Below are 17,497 nucleotides of genomic sequence, written 5' to 3'. Positions count from 1 at the left end.
AAGGAGTTAATCGTAATTATGGCAGCAACAATCAAGTGGTGGCAACAAGCCGTTGTCTATCAGGTCTATCCACGGAGTTTTCAAGATACCAATCATGATGGTATTGGTGACTTAAAGGGGATCACGGCCCACCTAGACTACTTAAAGCAATTAGGAATCGACGTCATTTGGCTCAATCCCATTTATCGTTCACCCAACGATGATAATGGTTATGATATTAGTGATTATCAACAAATTGCGGCCGACTTTGGCACGATGGCTGATTTTGATGAACTATTGCAAGCCGCCCATGACCGGGGCTTAAAGATCATCATGGACTTGGTTGTTAACCATACCTCTGATGAGCATCCATGGTTCAAACGCAGTCGCCAGGACCGCACCAATCAATATCGTGATTTCTACTTTTGGCGCTCAGGTAACGGCAAAAAGGCGCCCAATAATTGGGATGCGGCTTTTGGTGGTTCAGCATGGCAATATGATGAGCAGACCCAGCAGTATTATTTACACACGTTTTCAACAAAACAACCTGATTTAAACTGGGAGAATCCGACCTTACGAGAGTCAGTTTATACGATGATGACCTGGTGGCTGAACAAGGGTGTTGACGGTTTTCGAATGGACGTCATTAACCAAATCTCTAAGTTACCCGGATTACCAGATGGTCCACTGAAACCGCACAGTCAGTTTGGCGATGCTCGAGTAACGAACGGACCGCGAGTTCATGAATTCTTGCAAGAAATGAACCAAGAAGTGTTGTCACAGTTTGATATCATGACGGTTGGTGAGACCCACGGGGTGACACCAGCGGATGCGCTGAAGTATGCGGGCGCTGATCAGCACGAATTAGATATGGTCTTTGAATTTCAACATCTGCGACTTGATAATAGTCAGCATGGTCTTGGTAAGTGGAGTACGCGTAAGACACCGTTAGTGGCGCTAAAGAAAGTCATTAGTGACTGGCAAGTCGGACTTGAAGGGCGGGCTTGGAACAGCCTGTTTTGGAACAATCATGATACGCCACGAGCGGTCTCACGTTTTGGTGATGACCGACCAGCATATCGGGTACGTTCGGCTAAAATGCTCGCAACGTGTTTACACCTCTTACAGGGAACCCCGTATATTTATCAAGGTGAGGAACTGGGGATGACTGACGCTCATTTTACTGAACTAGCCAGTTACCGAGATATTGAATCGCTCAATGCCTATCGTGATTTAGTGACTGAGCGCCAGCTGCTATCACCGGCAGATATGATGGCCCGATTAGCGGCGCGTTCTCGGGACAACTCGCGAACGCCGATGCAATGGGACACGGAGGTTAACGCGGGTTTTAGTGACGCGGCGCCATGGCTCACGGTCAATCCCAACTATCGTCAAATCAATGCTGCCGCAGCTTTGGCTGATCCGGATTCAGTGTGGTACTATTATCAGCACTTGATTCAATTACGACATCAATACCCCTTAGTGACGTTAGGTTCGTTTGAGCTCTTGTGGGCCGATGATCCGCAGGTATTCTTATATGCACGGCAATGGGAAGGGTGGACCTGGCTAGTTTGTTGCAATTTCACGGCCGAGACACTGTCCCGACCACTGGATCAATATCTGACGCCCACGGCCAAATGCTTGATTAGTAATTATGGCGAGCAGCAGCCAAATAAATTACGGCCTTATGAGGCTTGGGTCTACCAACTCGCATAGGTATCCAGGACTTGGCTAATTGAGGCGGTCTTTGAAATATACCCAATCGTTACGATTAGTGTGAATTGGGTTGCTCAAAATTCTGCGATGGTCTTAATAAGCGACCACCTGACTAAAAAACTGCTTTCAAAAGGATAACTTTTGAAAGCAGTTTTTTTAGCGCGCGACGACCACTTGGCCCACGTGAGGCTCATCTAGTAGTTGGTGACCTTGAATGAAGCCCGTGAGGTTAAACGGTAGTTGTTCATCGATCGTCGTGGTCAATCGACCAGTATCTAGCAACTTGAATAGTAATTGTAAGGCGGCTTGATCAGAAATCACTTCGGTCGGTTGGATTGCTTGGAAACGAATTGATTTACTGTTGGCTGGCAAGTACGGGTGAATGAAGCGATGGTCGCATCAAATTTGGCCATTGCTAAGTCATCTTTGCCACCAACGCCATCGATAGCGACATTGATTACGACGCCACCGCGGTCGGCTAACACGTGAACTGGATTTTGATGCTGATAGTCGACGAATTATCCGACTCCCAGTGTCGCAATCAAGTTAGCATAACGGTCACTAGCAATCGCGATAACGTGGGCATCTAATCGTTTGGCTAACTGAATAATTAACAAGCCGACTGGGCTGCCAGCGCCTTTGACAATCACCGTTTGGTCGGCCTGGACGTCCGCAAAGTAGCGCACCGTTTTGTAAGCGACAATCCCTGGAGTGACTAAGCTGACGGCGGTGACCGGATCAAGATTAGTTGGCATGGTCACCGCTAGATCGCTATCTAAACAAACCTGGTCCGCGTAAGTATGGTTCGTGCGGGCAGCCACCACTGTCCCAACGTCCAAGTCAGTGACAGCGGCGCCAACTTGAATGATTTTCCCAATGACATCATGCCCAGGAATATGCGGTAGTGCGACGCTTTGGATAGTACCTAGCCGTTCTAAGCGGTCTTCCTCGGTTAGGTTAACGGCTAAAGTTTTGCCCAAATTGCAAGAACAAATTAGCCACACGATAAATCCTATTAAATCAGTATTTTCATTAATATTCATATTTTATGGACTTAACTTAACCGGCGGAAGCAGCGGAGAAAAGCTCTTTGGGTGTTTGATAGCCAGTTTGCCGGCGCGGTAAATTGTTTAGCTTTGACTCAACTGCTTGGATATCATGAGGGCCCAAAATATCCATGGATAGACCCTTGGGTACATCGCGGCGGATCATTCGATTATGCGCTTCGTTAGTCCCACGCTCAGAGGAACGATATGGATGGGCATAATAAAGGTCAGCGGCACCGGTAAGTACAGCGCCAACTTCCGAGAACTCAGCGCCATTATCGGCAGTAACTGACTTCATGATTGATCCGTAATCTTGACAGATCTTGGCCAGCTCATAGTTGACTGAATCGGCATCACGACCATCGATCAAACGTAGAATTTGGCAGCGGGATTGACGCTCGATCAGCGTTAAGATCACACTCTCTTGACCGTTGCGCTTGCCCACCACGGTGTCCAATTCGAAATGGCCAAACTCTTGGCGCTGGTCGATACTTTTAGGCCGTTCATCAATACTCCGTCCGGCCAGACGCTTGTGCTTGATCGAGTGATGATGTTTGGCACGGTGGCGCGTTTTTTCGAGTAGATCAAGATTACGGACTTCAAGTAACTGGGCATCAATATAGTGGTATAGCGTCTTGGTCGAGACCATCTCCTCAGGTTGATATAAGCCTTCAAGTTTGTCCCGTCCTACTGCTGCATCAGGCGACCAACCATCTTGACGCAAACGAGTCGTAAAATAGTCGATAAAATCAGCGACACCGACGAGTTTCAAAGGTCGATGACAGTGGGCTCGATTAGCTTCGTACTTAGCTTGTGCTGTTTCTGGTGAGTATACAGCGTAATATTGGTGTTGACCATTCACTTTTTTTACTTGGTCGATCTCGCCGCGGCACAATTCATTATTGATTGTTTGATGACAAACATTAAGCGCTCTGGCAATTGCACGATTGGAATAGCCTTGGCTGTGTAGCGTAGCAATTCTGCCTCGTTCAAACGAAGTTAGGTGCTGACCTTTTTTTCTGACTGTGGTATTCTGTTCTTGCATCAAGACAATAACCTCTTTCATTGTTTGTGTAGGAACATCAATGATAACAGAGATTTGTCTTGGTGTTTTTTATTTTATCAATTAGCTAAAAGTATTTGGCTAACTTGATTATAAAACGCGCGTTATTATCAGAAAGCTGAAAATGTCGAAGAAAAGATTTTACAAGTCGAAGATTTAGACTTTGGTGTCGATAATCTCAGTTATGCTAAGGAACCACAAAGTAATCGATATATTGTCACTCGTAACAAGCAGTTTATTGCTCGTGTTAATTACTTTGATGACGATGCTGAACGAGTTAATTCTGTCGAACTTTTTGATGGTTTTGGTAACCTCTATCGGGTTGATTTTTATGATTTCCGAGGATTCAAGTCACTATCACAATGGTATACGCCAGATAATAAAATCGGTACTGAAATTTGGTCAGATGTGGATGGCCGTCCAGTGATCGAAACATATAATCGTTACGATGGCAATAAAAAGTTTGGTAAAACTGGTTGGCGGTTAAATGCTGACAATGGCGCCGTCTATATGTTTTCTAATATTGATGATTTAACGCTTCATTTTTATGATGAGTTAAATGCTAAATATTGGTCCGATGAGAAAGAAAATATCTTTATCGTCGATCGAACTCACTTGGCCGATTGGCATTTACTTCACTTAAAACGTCCGGCTTATAAAGTTATGCATTTGCATAATTCACATGCTGGGGATGCTCAAGACCCAATGCATTCAGTAATGAATAACTTCTATGAATATCCACTGACGCATGCAAATGACTATAATGCCATTATTTCGGCAACCAAAAAACAAAGCGCTGATGTACGCCGTCGTTTTAAACCCAAGAGTCGCTTATTTACGATTCCGGTTGGGGTTGTGCCAGATGCAGTGTTTAAACAGCCTCAGGTACCAATGAGTGATCGAACTCCTGGTAAAGTTTTGGTTACCGCCCGGATTGACCCTGAAAAAGGGATTGATCGCATTATTGAAGCGATTGGAATTGCCCAGAAGGATGTACCTAATATTTCATTATATGTGTATGGATATATTGATCATCGGAATAATGATGAGGCAATTACTAAAATCAATAAAGCTATCAAAAAGTATCATCTGGAAAACAAAGTTAATATTAAAGAATACGTTGCAGATGTTGGTGCCGTTCAACGAAAGGCCCAAATCTATGCGTTGGCCTCCGTCATGGAAGGGTTTAACCTGTCATTAATGGAAGCAACAAGTAACGGGATGTTTGGCGTTACTTATGATGTTAATTACGGACCAAATGAATTAGTCGTTGATGGCGAAAATGGTTATATTGTACCGTTCAATGATACTGAAATGATGGCTAAAAAGTTTGTCGAACTATTTAACAATCCTGATTTATTGCAAGAAATGTCAACAAAGTCGTATGAACTGTCTGAACGATATTTTGAAAAGAACGTTTGGAAAGCATGGAAACGTTTATTAACAGATGCCAATAAACCGGTTGAATACGTCCCAGAAATTACCCATGGGATTGGTGACCAAAGAAAGAAATAGGTTGCTGCAGATAACCAGTAAATTTAGTAATAGCCAATGAATTACAATAAATGTCCATTTAACGGTGTGTCAAATTGAGTAATAATGGTAGAAACTAAACTTTTAAAGGTTGATACGTCAGACCTATTTTAAGGTTAATAATTAGTTAACCAAGCTTTACCAATTTAGTTAAAAACTCTTCACAAATTCTTCACACGGGCTCGGTATAGTTAAATCATACCAATTAAACCTGTTTTCATTTACTCCTCCAAAGTAATGAAAACAGTAGCTGGAAAACAGCTACAATCCTACTCCAAAAAAGTCGATTAGCTTGCCCGAGCTAATCAGCTTTTGTAATTTAATCTAGTTAAAAATCAAGAAATTATATTTTTTTTATCAATATTAAGTTTGATTACACAGGATGCTTTAAAATTTAACACACTAGTAATCCAATTTAATAGGAATTTTAAGGAGTTCTTGTTAGAATTGAATGATGAAAAAAGTAATTAGTAGTAAAGAGGATATCAATGAACAAACAATTTAAACGAATGATTGAAATAACAGGAGTTGTGTTTGTGGCAATGATTTTAATTGTCACTTTTGGCATGCATCAAACTGAACACGCAGCCACAACTAGCAGTAGCAGCAGTTCTTATTCTAGTTCAAGTGAGAAAGCCTCTACAACAAAAACTAGTTCCGTAATGAATAAAGTAAACTGGCAAAAATCCTCAGAGAAAGTTGCTTATCCAGATTTGACTAAGTATCCCAATGCGTGGATTCATGTGTCATTAGCCAAAAATCGGACCTACATCATGAATGGGAATGATGTATTATATACTATGTACTGTTCTACCGGAAGTGGTGGTGACAATGCCACGCCAACGGGTACGTATTATATTCAGGCTGAGCGCGGGACTTCATTTTATAGTGCTAAGAGCGGCGAAGGAGCCAACTATTGGGTTAGTTGGAAGGATCACGGAACGTACTTATTCCATACGGTTCCCGTCGACGCTAATGGTAATTATGTTTTGAGCGAAGCAAAAGAGCTTGGGAAGGAATCTAATTCTCATGGATGTGTTCGTTTATCGGTTCCAGATGCCAAATGGATTTACGACAACGTTCCAGAGGGAATGAAGGTCTCAATTACAGAAAACTAAATAATGAATAAAATAAATCGGGTTGCCAATTTGTTGGTAAAATTTAATCGGCGTTATCGCTGGTTATCAAGAGCACTTTGGTGTTTAGGAGTTTTCACGTTTTTTTCAGGAGTTTATGATCTGTTAGCATGGTTATTTGGTTGGAATTTAATTAGTCTAAAAATATTTCTAATTTTTCTACTTTTAACTGCCGTCTTTTTGATGGTATATCGAGTAGTCATAATTTTGAGACGCTGAATTCTTTACGGAATTGCAGCCAGAATTTCATATTTTCTTCACAGGTACCATTTATAATTATCAGTATACCAATTAAACCTCTTTTCATTTACTCCTCCAAAGTAATGAAAAAGTGTAACTAGTCAATTAGTTACAATTCTACTCCAAGAAGTCGATTAGTTTCCCCAAGCTAATCGGCTTTTGTATGTTTGTAGAGAAGTGTATAATCGTCGACGTAATTAGAGAATTATTAGAGGTGATATTTTGAATAACGAAGAACCTAATACGCGAGTGGGTCGCCACGCGCAAGAAAAAGAAGCTAAGCAGGCGAAAGCCACACCAAAAAGCCCTTTTTATGGTGAAAGCCGTGCTGCACGAAAAGCAGATAAAGTGGCTAGAAAAAATAAAGCAAAAGGATCGAAGCTTAAAAATAAGGGACCTAAGAAGCCGCATAAGAAGCGCAAGCCAATGAAGGTCATCTTATTAGCGTTAGTCGCTTTATTGGTCGTAGTGCTGATTGTATTTGCAATTAAGCAACGTGATCCAGTTTCAACCACTCGTGAATCAGATATTCAATCAAGTTCGAGTTCAAAGAAGAAAGATAGTGGTTCTAAAAAGAAGAGCAGTTCAAAGAAAAGTAGCAGTTCAAGTTCAACGGATTATCAAGCTCAATATTCCGCAAATCAAGCGGCGCAGGCATCACAAAGAGCAGCCGCCGCATCAGCACAAGCGGCAGCTCAATCGCAAGCGGCAGCAAATGCTCGTGCTGCAGCAGCATCTTCAGCGGCATATTCACAATCGGTTTCTAATTCGCAAGCATCATCGTCTTCCTCTGCTAGGGCGGCGTCAGAATCAGCGGCGCAGTCGCAAGCCAATACAACTACTAATGCCAATCCATAATCTTGCAAATTGTGGGTGTTAACTTTTTTATGAAAACTCAATAATTTATTTTCAGAAAACTATTGACACTCACATTAAATGAGATTAAAATGAATTCATAATTAAATTTGAATGAGAAAAGTTAATGCACTTTGAGAGGAAAGAGTAGCAGTTGCAACTTCGTTAGAGAGCCTCAGTTATGGTGAGATGAGGTCGTCGTTGTAAATGTGAAAATCATCCTTGAGTGATTTCTTGAAAGCCAACCGGTTAGTAAAGTAAATTGGAAGCACCCATTACAGTGCCTGCGTATGTTTGTACGTAAAGAGACCTAGCTAGTGATAGTTTAGGTGAATTTAGGTGGTAACACGGTGTATTCCCGTCCTATTGAAAATCCAAGTAATTGGGTTTTTGGTAGGGCGTTTTTTTATTCAAATAACTAAAGAGAGGTGGTGGCGATGAAATCGGATATTTCTGACATTAGTCAGATTAAAAGCTCAAGAGAGCGAATTATAGAACACATAGTAACAATTTCTCGCCATACACATATATTAGGTGTGACATTTGGTGATTAAAGTAACTAATCATCTCAAATACCCCCAACTAGCAATTATGATTCAAAAGATCCTTATCAAATCTTTTGAATCGAGGATTTAATTTGATACCACCTTTTAAGAAGGCCAAATTAAATTAACGAAATGACTGGTCAGCATTCAGCGTGAGTTAGCTGATTATAGTTTCACATATAAAAATGTTTCACATAGAACAAACACATATTGCATTAGAGAACACATAGAACAAACATATCGTCACAACCATATATATCCCAATTTAGATTAAGTTTAAAAAGTTTCCAGATTGTAACCAGCAATCTTATGGAAGCTTTTTTGTTTGGTAACATAATTCTTCTGTTAAAATAGTAAGTGCACATCAACGGAGGAAATTATGGTTCGGAGACGGAAGAAAAAGAAGTTTAAGGTATCGATTACGACCCTGGTTATTGCCGTGGCATTAGCAATCTTTGGGGGATATACGCAACTAAATAACCAGACAACAGATACGAATAAAGCTACCACTAGTGTTTCAAAAGAAAATTTACAAAAATTGGATTATTCGAATCAACAAATTGTGAATGTGAATGAAGGAAAGCCCACATTTACGAAGGATGATCTCAGTATCGCCCATGGGAGTTGGCAAACTTTCAGTGATTTGGATTCATCAAATCGAGTGGGGACAGCAAATGCCATGTTAGGCAAAGATTTGATGCCGACGAAGGAACGAGATCCGCTGTATGTGCAACCAACCGGATGGCATAATAAACAAGTAAATTCTGATGGTAACCGAATTTGGTTATACAATCGAAGTCACATAATTGGGTATCAATTGACTGGTGAAAATAATAATCCTAAAAATTTAATGACCGGGACAGCTAGTTTAAATGCACCGGGGATGGAAGAATATGAAAGCCAAGTAGCTAAGTACATCAAGTCAACGAATCACCATGTACGCTATCAAGTGGAGCCGATTTTTCGTGGGAACGAGTTATTAGCTCGAGGTGTGCATATGCAAGCTCAGTCAGTCGAAGATAATCAAGTTTCATTTAACATCTATATTTTCAATGTTCAACAAGATGTAACCCTGAATTATAATGACGGGACCAGCGTTCAAAATTAATTTAATGCTATAAAAAAGTAATCTCAGTCTACTTCAGTTGGACTGGGATTATTTTAGTAGTATTCTGTAAGCGTATTCAATAAAGACATGTGGTATTAAGTCAATAGATTAATTTTACCAATGTCCAAACTTAAGAGGTGGTAAGAGCTAAAAATGATGCACTTAAATAAACCTCGAAGATTTTATTTTTAAAATCTTGAGAAGAGATAATAGGTGTTAAATTCGTTTATTCACCTATACCATTTCCTCCTTTCGATAGATTTGATGATCGCGGAGTAGTTTATCGATCACCCTGACTAATTTTCGTGCGGTAAGTGCGAGGGCGCGTTTTCTTGGTGTTCTGGCAACTTCATGTTGTTTCTTGGTAAAGTAACGATTAAAGGTTTCATCATAGCGAATTATCGAATTGGTAGCTTCAATTAGATAATACCGAAGGTAAACATCACCCGAATGAGTCATTCGAGTTACTTGACCAGTAAAGTTGCCAGACTGATATTGTTTCCATGTTAATCCAGCATATTTTGCTAATTTAGCTTGATTGTCAAAGCGATCAATTTGACCAATTTCTGCGATGATACCAGCAGAATACACTGGCCCAATACCAGGAATTGATTGCAGGATTGCAGCTTCAGGAATGACAGTCATCATTTTGGTGATTTCATCATCCAGCTGCTTAATTAATTTGGTAAATGTTTTGATCTCTGAAGTGTAAATTGATAGCACAATATCGACGGAATTTTGCATTACTTTACCCAATCGGTAAGAACCACGGACGGCCTTTTTAATGGCTTTCGCTAACTTTTGTGGGTCTGCGAAACGTCCATGTCCTTGCTTATTAAGGTAAGCCGCTAAATCTTCTACCGGGATGGCATTGAGATCATCATTGGTGAATTCATCAGACAATAAATTCATCATCGTAGCACCAAAAATTGAGGTGTCTAGCTTATCAACTACGAGTTTATTAAGCTTATAATAAAGATTTTCGATGAAGTGCTGCTTAGATTCAGTTAGATTAGCTGCTAGTTGGAATCGTGAACGGGTTAAACGTTGTAAGGCAATGTACTGTTCCTCTTTTACGATTCCTACGGAATAGCGTTCTAAGTGCAGAAAATCGGCAATGTAAAAAGCATCAATCGTATCATTTTTATTTTCTTCAAAAATATTTTTAAATCGTTTAACTTCAGTGGGATTTAAAACGACTGTCTCTAAGTTAAACTGATTTAAATCATCGTCTAGTTGGAAAAACATCGCCGGATGAAAGCTATAGATGGAAGTCGATTCCATACCGATGACAATTTTTTCATAATGGTTTTGTTGGTTCAGAGTTAAGATTTTTTGTTTCAATTCAGATATGCCATTCAAGTCATTTAAAACAGAACCAGAAAAAAGTAATTCTTGAGCTGTTTGTGAAGACATAATGGCGACTTGTAAATCTTTGGAGCTTACATCAATACCGACAAATAATTTCATTGGTTGGCCTCCTTTCATTTAAATTGTCTGGTCTTAAGTTGGACACTGCATGATAGCCCCTAATTACAATCTCTAAGTACATCCTCGCAATATTAGTACTCATGGGTTATTTAATTCAAAGCTACGCTAATTCTACTCAAATTAGTTGAATTGAATAATCGGTACAGCATGTGGTTGGTACTATAGAACATTGCCTGGGCGGCAGCCTTAGAGAGTAGTTTAACTACAGGAGGAAATAACCTATACCAGTTGACCAAAGCCAATGACAATTAGAGGTTATCATGCGGTGTCCAACAATGAAACAATTATTTACAGAATGTTGAATGACTATATTTATATAATACGAGGAGGATAAAAATATGACAGAAAAAGTGTTCACCGATTATTTTTTTGATAAGACGGCCTTCAATGTTCACGATGCGGCTTATGTACCTTTAGTTGTACCTGAAGTGCCGGAAACAAAACTATTGATACCTTCGATTTTGAAACCAGATAAAGAAACTGCGACTGACGCCTGGTATACATTAACTGCACAAGCTGGTGAGACGCAAATGTTACCAGGAGCAAAAACAAAAACATGGGGTTACGGGACCAGCGTCCTAGGCCAAACGATTGTGTATCAAGTTGGCAAACATAATCATGTGACTTTGCAAAATCAATTGCCAGAACTGACTACTTTTCATTGGCATGGATTGGGTGTGACTGGTCCATATGTTGATGGTGGGTGTCATGCACCCGTTTATCCTGGTGAAAGCAAAACCATTGATTTCACTTTGAATCAGCCAGGTGCAACTACTTGGCTGCATCCACACCCATGTCCATCAACAGCGGAGCAAGTTTGGCGTGGCTTAGCTGCTATGGTGATAGTCAAAGATGATAGCGAAAACGGTTTGAATTTACCGCATGACTATGGTGTTGATGACATTCCGGTTATCCTTCAAGATCGTTTCTTTGAAGATGATAATCAGTGGGACTATCGGAAACGTTATGATCCAGATGGTATTCAAGGACCAACGCCAGTCATTAATGGCACGGTCAATCCAGTTTTTGATGTGACGACCCAGAAAATTCGGTTACGAATACTTGATGGAGCCAATCGCCGCGAATGGCGACTTCATTTTTCTGATGATTTACCATTCGTGCAGGTCGCCGGTGATTCCAGCTTATTACCACACCCGGTTACTATGACGCATCTTATGATTACCTGTGCTGAAAGAGCTGAAATTGTGCTAGATTTTAAGGATTACCAAGCCGATGATACGGTGACTTTATTTACCGATGATACGCCATTGATTCAGTTTAAAATTCATGAATTTTCCGCAAATCACACTACAATTCCAGAGCGCTTATATACCATCCACACCCCTGAAGTTGACTCGAATACGGCTATTCGTAAAATAGTGATGAGTGGGATGGACGAAATGGTGATGCTCGATGGGAAAAAGTTCGAGATGGAACGAATTGATGCGACTCAGCCAATTGGGTTGGAACAGTATTGGGATATCACGAATACTAATGACATGAAGGATGGGATGGTTCATCCATTTCATGTACATGGCACAGAATTTTTAGTAATTTCACGAAATGGCAAAGCCCCATATCCAAATGAGCATGGTTATAAAGATACGGTAGGGGTAAATCCTGGAGAAACCGTCCGCATTCAAGTGAGATTTTATTTACCAGGCCTTTATATGTACCACTGTCATATTTTAGAGCATGAAGATGGTGGCATGATGGCACAGATCCAATCGTTTGAACCGGGGCAGCCATTACCACAATACGAATTAATGAATATGGACAAGATGACCGCCGCACTAGCGAAAGAACGAGGAATTGACCCTAAGGATTTGTGGCTTGGTGGGATGGAATCATATATGAAGATGGGAATGAAAATGTAAAGTGAATTAAAGAGTGGACTCAATTGTAAAAAATAGTTTTGGTTCAAAAAAGCATCGTCAAGAATGGCGATGCTTTTTAATCGAGAATTAAAGTTTTTTATTAATATCGTTTTTAACGTCGTAAGCGTCCTTAGTCATTTCGTCAATTCCGACTTTTGAATGTTTACGTGAATAACCAAAGTAGACAAACATACCGATAATTAACCAAACAACAAAGCGGAGCCAAGTTAAATGATTCAAGTTGAAAATTAAGAATAAGCAACTAGCCATTGCCATGATTGGAACAAATGGTACCCAAGGCGTGCGGAATACCCGTTTCACGTCTGGTTTAGTTTTGCGTAATCGCATCACAGAAAATGCGACTAATACAAAGGCTGACAAGGTACCGATATTGACTAATTCAGCTAATTCGGATAATGGAATCGAACCAGCCAAAACTGCCGCGATACAGCCAAATAGCCAAGTAGCGACGAATGGTGTATCGGTTTTAGGATTAACTTTACTAAATATTTTTGGCATCAACCCATCTCGAGACATTGAGTAGGTAATTCGGGTTTGGCCGTAAAGCATGACTAACATCACAGTAGTCATACCAAGAATCGCACCTAAATCGACAATGCCGGCCATCCAATTTTGCCCGGATAGCTTTAAAACTGCAGAGACAGGCCGGTCAATATAACTAGCAAACATTGAATAATGAACGACACCAGTCATAATAGCGGTGACGATAACGTACAAAATCGTACAAATCCCAAGCGCGAGGAACATTGCACGAGGTAGTGATTTCGAAGGATTGACGGTTTCTTCGGCTGAAGAAGAAATTGCATCAAAACCAATAAAGGCAAAGAAGACACTCGAAGCAGCAGCGAAGACCCCAGAAGTACCGAATGGAATTAATGGTGTCTAGTTAGATGGTTTGACAAACCGCACAGCTACGACGATGAACAAAAGAACGACAGCTACCTTGATAATCACCATGATATTGTTCACGCTCTTGGTTTCTTTAACCCCGAGGGAGATAAGTAAGGTAATTAATAAAATAATAACAGTTGCGGGAAGGTTAAAGTAAGACGTGACACCATGCGCTAAACTACCTGGTGCAGCAGTTAAAACGGTCGGAATGTTAATTCCAAAGCCTTCGAGGAATGATTGAAAATAACCTGACCAACCGACTGAAACAGTAGTGGCTGACAGTAAATATTCTAGCATCAAATCCCAGCCAATAATGAAGGCGACAATCTCGCCAATTGAAGTATACGAATAAGTGTAGGCGGAACCGGCGACTGGGACTAGTGACGCAAATTCTGCGTAACATAGTGAGGCAAACAGACACGCCACTGCAGCAATCACGAATGAAATCATTAATCCAGGCCCGGCAGTCAAAGCACCTGTCCCAGTTAAGACGAAAATCCCCGTTCCGATGATGGCACCAATTCCTAACATTGTTAAATCAAAGGTTTTGAGATCTTTTTTCAGCGGACTAGCGTAGCTTCCGTTAATCAGCGTCGATAAATCTTTTTTCTGAGTAAGTCCAAAATCAACACTCCTTTCGTATGATTATTGCTAGCGTAGTTCTTAATCAAATTTTAATAATTGGGCGAAATGGCTAAAATAAATCTACTATTGGTTATTATGCCTAAAAAGTGTATAATTGCTTAAAATTGGAGGCGATAAGGCTTGAAACTAAAGGAATTAATAGAAGAAGATTTATTATCAGGAGTAAAATACATAGCAGGTGAGAATGGCAACTATCGAACCATTAAAACTGTTCAAACCATTGAAACGACTCAGGTTGACAAGTATCATCAGGCTGACATGCTATATTTGCTTGATAATAACGAAATGTTAAAAAACAATGAGAAAATGACGAAATTAATTACCCAATTAGCTGAAAGTCACGCTGCCGGAATTGTCATTATGGAGAATCAAGCTGAATTTCTTACATACGATTTATTAGAATTAGCGGAACGGTTAGCATTCCCACTAATTAAAATGCCAAACTTATTTTCATTTAGTGATGGAATGCAGTTATTTTTCGAAGCAATGCTGCAACAACAAACAGGACAACTGCGTAAAATTATTCAAAGCAATCAAGATTTGGCAGATTTAGTGTTGAAACATCCTAAAGTCGAGGCAGTTCTGACGGCCGGTTCAAAGATCATGGATACCCCGATTGTTTTGTTGAATAGCCACTTTCAAGTGGCTGTCGCTTCTCAAGAATTACATGGGCAAGAAAATGCGTTAACGAAATTTTTCCGGGAAACTAGGATTGATTATTTCTCCTTAGAAAAGCGAATCACGGTTGAAATGGGGGATGATGACTACACACTGTTCCCATTGTTTCCAGCGTTTAAAGAAAATAAGGCCTTTGTTGGGGTGAAAAATTATCGTGATACCGACGAATTTAGAATTATTTTGCAACAGCTAATTATGAATACCTTGAGCTTCGTGAATAGTCAAATTGATATGTTAAAAGAAAGTGATTTTCGTAATCTCTCAGGTTTCTTTTTGAATGTCTTGGACGGCGGCGTTTCTAAGGAGCTATTGGAAAAACGGCTTTTGGAGATGAATTTAAATCCGAACACGAAGTACACGGCCATCATGACGAATGTGATTTCTGTTGAACCTAGCAAAATGGTCAATTATCATATTTTGGAACAAGTGCAACAATTGGTGACTTGGTTTATTAATGAATACGACTTGCCAGCGATTGTCTTTTCTTGGCGCCAACGATTAATTTTATTGTTGGACAGTTCTGAAAATGAAGACCATTTTGTGACGGCAATGCAAGAGTTCATTTCAGACAAAACACCAGACTCATATCAATTTTTGATTGGTTACAGTAAGTCATCGGCAACGATTGAAAACTTGATTGATATTTTTAAGGAATCACGTGAAGCTAGTCGAACCGTCGAACAAGATCCAGCCTTAAAAATCCGCCGTTACCAACCAAAATATGTGCAAGAGTTATTATCATTAATTCCGCACGATGAATCTAGCGACTTTACTGATAAATTTTTAGCACCCTTGTTAAAAATGGATAACGTGGAAGAACGCGAAGCTTTGATAAGTACTTTGGAACAGTATTTTTACTATCACCAACAATTAGCACAAGTAGCACGGAGTATGTTTGTGCACCGTAATACGATTATTTATCGAATCAAAAAAGTTGAGGACCTATTAGGTGTTGACCTAAGTGATCCCCAAACTGCTCAGAATGTGCAATTTGCGTTGTGGTTGCATAAGGCAAACTAGAGTGTGACTTCGACCGTTAAATCAATGAGTATTAACGAAATAATTGAGATTTTCGTTGTTTGAAAATTAAATTATTAGTTAAACGGAGTTGATTGGTTGAAGGAACGTGTTTCAGCAAATTAGAGTGTGGACCAAATCGGGAATAATTGAGTACTAAGGAAAAGCCAGAGATTGTTGTTCTTGGACAATGTCTGGCATTTTATTAGACGGAGATTATTGATTTGGGTAACACGTTTCAAACTGGTGAAGGGTTTGAGTGGACGAACACAACATTATATTTATGGGTAGATGAAAGGTCAGAGACTGTCGATAGACGACAATCTCTGGTATTTTATTACACCAATATTTTGTATAATCAGACTAAAAGATGTAATCAGATGAAAATTTCACATATAGCGCTATACGTTGAAGATTTAGAAAAAATGCGCGAGTTTTACGAAACTTATTTTGGCGCCACTGCGAACGATAAATATCACAATCCAAGAACGGGTTTGTCGACTTATTTTTTGAGCTTTGATGATCAAATGCGCCTAGAAATAATGCAACGGCCAGATGTCACTAATCACTTGATGGCACAACAATTAGGATATACACATTTAGCGTTTAGTGTGGGAAATAGCAATGAAGTTGATGAAATAACTACTCGCTTAGCCAGTGCTGGTTTTCAAATTGTGAGTGGACCCAGAACCACTGGGGATGGCTATTATGAAAGCGTCGTGCTTGATCCTGAAAATAATCAAATTGAAATTACGAAATGAAGTGTTACTTTTCGACCGCAACAAAGCAATCAATGACGGATTGATAAATTTTGGATTTTATTTTACCAGGATGAGTGACCGCGTAATTGATTGTTTCCATTGGATGGCTTAATATATTAAGCCGAACTAGCGAGCCTTCATCCAAATACGGCTGAGCTAAAGGTAACGGCAAAACAGTAATGCCCAGATTTGCTTTCACTGCTTGAATTAAAATTTCAGTATTAACACTTTCTAAAATGGGAGCTACTTCAAGACCTAGTTGATGAGTTAATTCATCGAAATGGTCGCGAAGAGTGCTCCCTTTTTCACGTAAAACAAAATTTTGTTGGAGCAAATGCTGAGCTTCAATGACGCCACTCTTTGCTAAATTATTTTGTGGAGCGCAGACTAAAAACAGTGGATATCGAGACACAATGGATTTATCGAAATTTTGATTAGTCATAAATCCTTCAGTGATGGCCAGGTCAATCTCACCTGCTTCCAGGCGATGTTGAATTTGGATTGCGTTTTCAGCAAATAATTTTACAGAAATTTTGGGGTGCAATGTCTGAAACTGTGTGATGGCTGCTGGTAGTGAGTGGTTTCCGATGGTTAAACTGGTCCCAATACGTAATGGGATTTGTTGTGAGAAATGGTCATTAAAATTTTGTAGTTGCCTAAAATCGAGAACTAGTTGATATGCTTTAACGCGAAACAGTTTACCATTTTCGTTTAGTAGTAATCGGTTATCGATTCTGTCAAATAAGGGAATCTGTAATTCATTTTCTAGTGCTTTGATAGTTTTTGAAACAGCTGGTTGCGAAATATACAATTGATTGGCAGTCTGCGTAATTGATAATGTTTCACAAACTGATAAGAAGACTTCTAATTGGCGCAAATTCACGACATCACCCCA

The 17,497-nt window shown here is 39.9% G+C and carries 10 protein-coding genes, 3 pseudogenes and 1 other annotated feature; of the genes and pseudogenes, 8 read left to right on the top strand and 5 right to left on the bottom strand.

Features of this window, described 5'->3' with window-relative positions:
* Positions 1-18: 18 nt before the first annotated feature.
* Positions 19-1,695: a glycoside hydrolase family 13 protein gene (locus tag F0161_RS10785; RefSeq protein WP_150204577.1), complete on the top strand. Its 1,677-nt coding sequence runs from the start codon at positions 19-21 to the stop codon at positions 1,693-1,695.
* A gap of 156 nt (positions 1,696-1,851) precedes the next feature.
* Here the strand turns inward: F0161_RS10785 and F0161_RS11795 are convergent.
* Positions 1,852-2,669 (bottom strand): annotated as a pseudogene (locus F0161_RS11795) (alcohol dehydrogenase catalytic domain-containing protein); the annotation flags it as partial.
* 85 nt (positions 2,670-2,754) lie between these two features.
* Complete coding sequence (locus F0161_RS10775) at positions 2,755-3,786, bottom strand: IS30 family transposase (protein WP_190318940.1); 1,032 nt, start codon at positions 3,784-3,786, stop codon at positions 2,755-2,757.
* A gap of 123 nt (positions 3,787-3,909) precedes the next feature.
* Between F0161_RS10775 and F0161_RS10770 the strand changes: the two are divergent.
* The 4 genes and pseudogenes from F0161_RS10770 to F0161_RS10755 form a co-directional block, all read left to right on the top strand.
* A pseudogene (locus tag F0161_RS10770) lies at positions 3,910-5,319 on the top strand (glycosyltransferase family 4 protein); the annotation flags it as partial.
* Positions 5,320-5,825: 506 nt separating this feature from the next.
* Positions 5,826-6,455, top strand: coding sequence for a L,D-transpeptidase (locus F0161_RS10765; protein ID WP_225423129.1), 630 nt, complete (start codon positions 5,826-5,828; stop codon positions 6,453-6,455).
* A 480-nt stretch (positions 6,456-6,935) separates the two neighbouring features.
* On the top strand, positions 6,936-7,571 hold the full coding sequence (locus tag F0161_RS10760; RefSeq protein WP_150204575.1) for a hypothetical protein: 636 nt from the start codon (positions 6,936-6,938) through the stop codon (positions 7,569-7,571).
* Positions 7,572-7,693: 122 nt separating this feature from the next.
* Positions 7,694-7,937 (top strand) — a binding site (T-box leader).
* 555 nt (positions 7,938-8,492) lie between these two features.
* Positions 8,493-9,221, top strand: a complete 729-nt coding sequence (locus F0161_RS10755) for a DNA/RNA non-specific endonuclease (RefSeq protein WP_150204574.1) — start codon at positions 8,493-8,495, stop codon at positions 9,219-9,221.
* Between the two features lie 234 nt (positions 9,222-9,455).
* Here F0161_RS10755 and F0161_RS10750 read toward each other — a convergent pair whose 3' ends face one another.
* Positions 9,456-10,691 (bottom strand): IS110 family RNA-guided transposase, encoded by a 1,236-nt coding sequence (locus tag F0161_RS10750; RefSeq protein ID WP_150204573.1) that lies wholly within the window; start codon positions 10,689-10,691, stop codon positions 9,456-9,458.
* 359 nt (positions 10,692-11,050) lie between these two features.
* Here F0161_RS10750 and F0161_RS10745 point away from each other — a divergent pair, with 359 nt between their 5' ends.
* Positions 11,051-12,589, top strand: coding sequence for a multicopper oxidase family protein (locus F0161_RS10745; protein ID WP_150204572.1), 1,539 nt, complete (start codon positions 11,051-11,053; stop codon positions 12,587-12,589).
* A gap of 87 nt (positions 12,590-12,676) precedes the next feature.
* Here F0161_RS10745 and F0161_RS10740 read toward each other — a convergent pair.
* A pseudogene (locus tag F0161_RS10740) lies at positions 12,677-14,092 on the bottom strand (amino acid permease).
* Positions 14,093-14,266: 174 nt separating this feature from the next.
* Here F0161_RS10740 and F0161_RS10735 point away from each other — a divergent pair.
* The gene (locus tag F0161_RS10735; protein WP_150204571.1) at positions 14,267-15,844 is read left to right on the top strand and encodes a helix-turn-helix domain-containing protein; all 1,578 of its coding nucleotides are present in this window, start codon (positions 14,267-14,269) and stop codon (positions 15,842-15,844) included.
* A 377-nt stretch (positions 15,845-16,221) separates the two neighbouring features.
* Positions 16,222-16,602 (top strand): VOC family protein, encoded by a 381-nt coding sequence (locus F0161_RS10730; protein WP_150204570.1) that lies wholly within the window; start codon positions 16,222-16,224, stop codon positions 16,600-16,602.
* A gap of 4 nt (positions 16,603-16,606) precedes the next feature.
* On the opposite strand, the gene F0161_RS10725 is transcribed toward F0161_RS10730, so the two are convergent.
* Positions 16,607-17,479 carry a LysR family transcriptional regulator gene (locus F0161_RS10725; RefSeq protein ID WP_150204569.1) on the bottom strand — a complete coding sequence of 291 codons (873 nt, stop codon included), beginning with the start codon at positions 17,477-17,479 and terminating at the stop codon, positions 16,607-16,609.
* Positions 17,480-17,497: the final 18 nt, after the last annotated feature.

Source organism: Paucilactobacillus nenjiangensis, from assembly GCF_008632615.1.
Lineage (GTDB): Bacteria > Bacillota > Bacilli > Lactobacillales > Lactobacillaceae > Paucilactobacillus > Paucilactobacillus nenjiangensis.
This window is presented reverse-complemented; position numbering and strand designations above follow the sequence as displayed.

What these genes read in the sequence shown, in the direction of transcription:
- F0161_RS10755 (WP_150204574.1), top strand. Translation starts at nt 8,493, where the DNA reads ATGGTTCGGAGACGGAAGAAAAAGAAGTTTAAGGTATCGATTACGACC.
- F0161_RS10785 (WP_150204577.1), top strand. Translation starts at nt 19, where the DNA reads ATGGCAGCAACAATCAAGTGGTGGCAACAAGCCGTTGTCTATCAGGTC.
- F0161_RS10775 (WP_190318940.1), bottom strand. Translation starts at nt 3,786, where the DNA reads ATGCAAGAACAGAATACCACAGTCAGAAAAAAAGGTCAGCACCTAACT.
- F0161_RS10765 (WP_225423129.1), top strand. Translation starts at nt 5,826, where the DNA reads ATGAACAAACAATTTAAACGAATGATTGAAATAACAGGAGTTGTGTTT.
- F0161_RS10730 (WP_150204570.1), top strand. Translation starts at nt 16,222, where the DNA reads ATGAAAATTTCACATATAGCGCTATACGTTGAAGATTTAGAAAAAATG.
- F0161_RS10750 (WP_150204573.1), bottom strand. Translation starts at nt 10,691, where the DNA reads ATGAAATTATTTGTCGGTATTGATGTAAGCTCCAAAGATTTACAAGTC.
- F0161_RS10745 (WP_150204572.1), top strand. Translation starts at nt 11,051, where the DNA reads ATGACAGAAAAAGTGTTCACCGATTATTTTTTTGATAAGACGGCCTTC.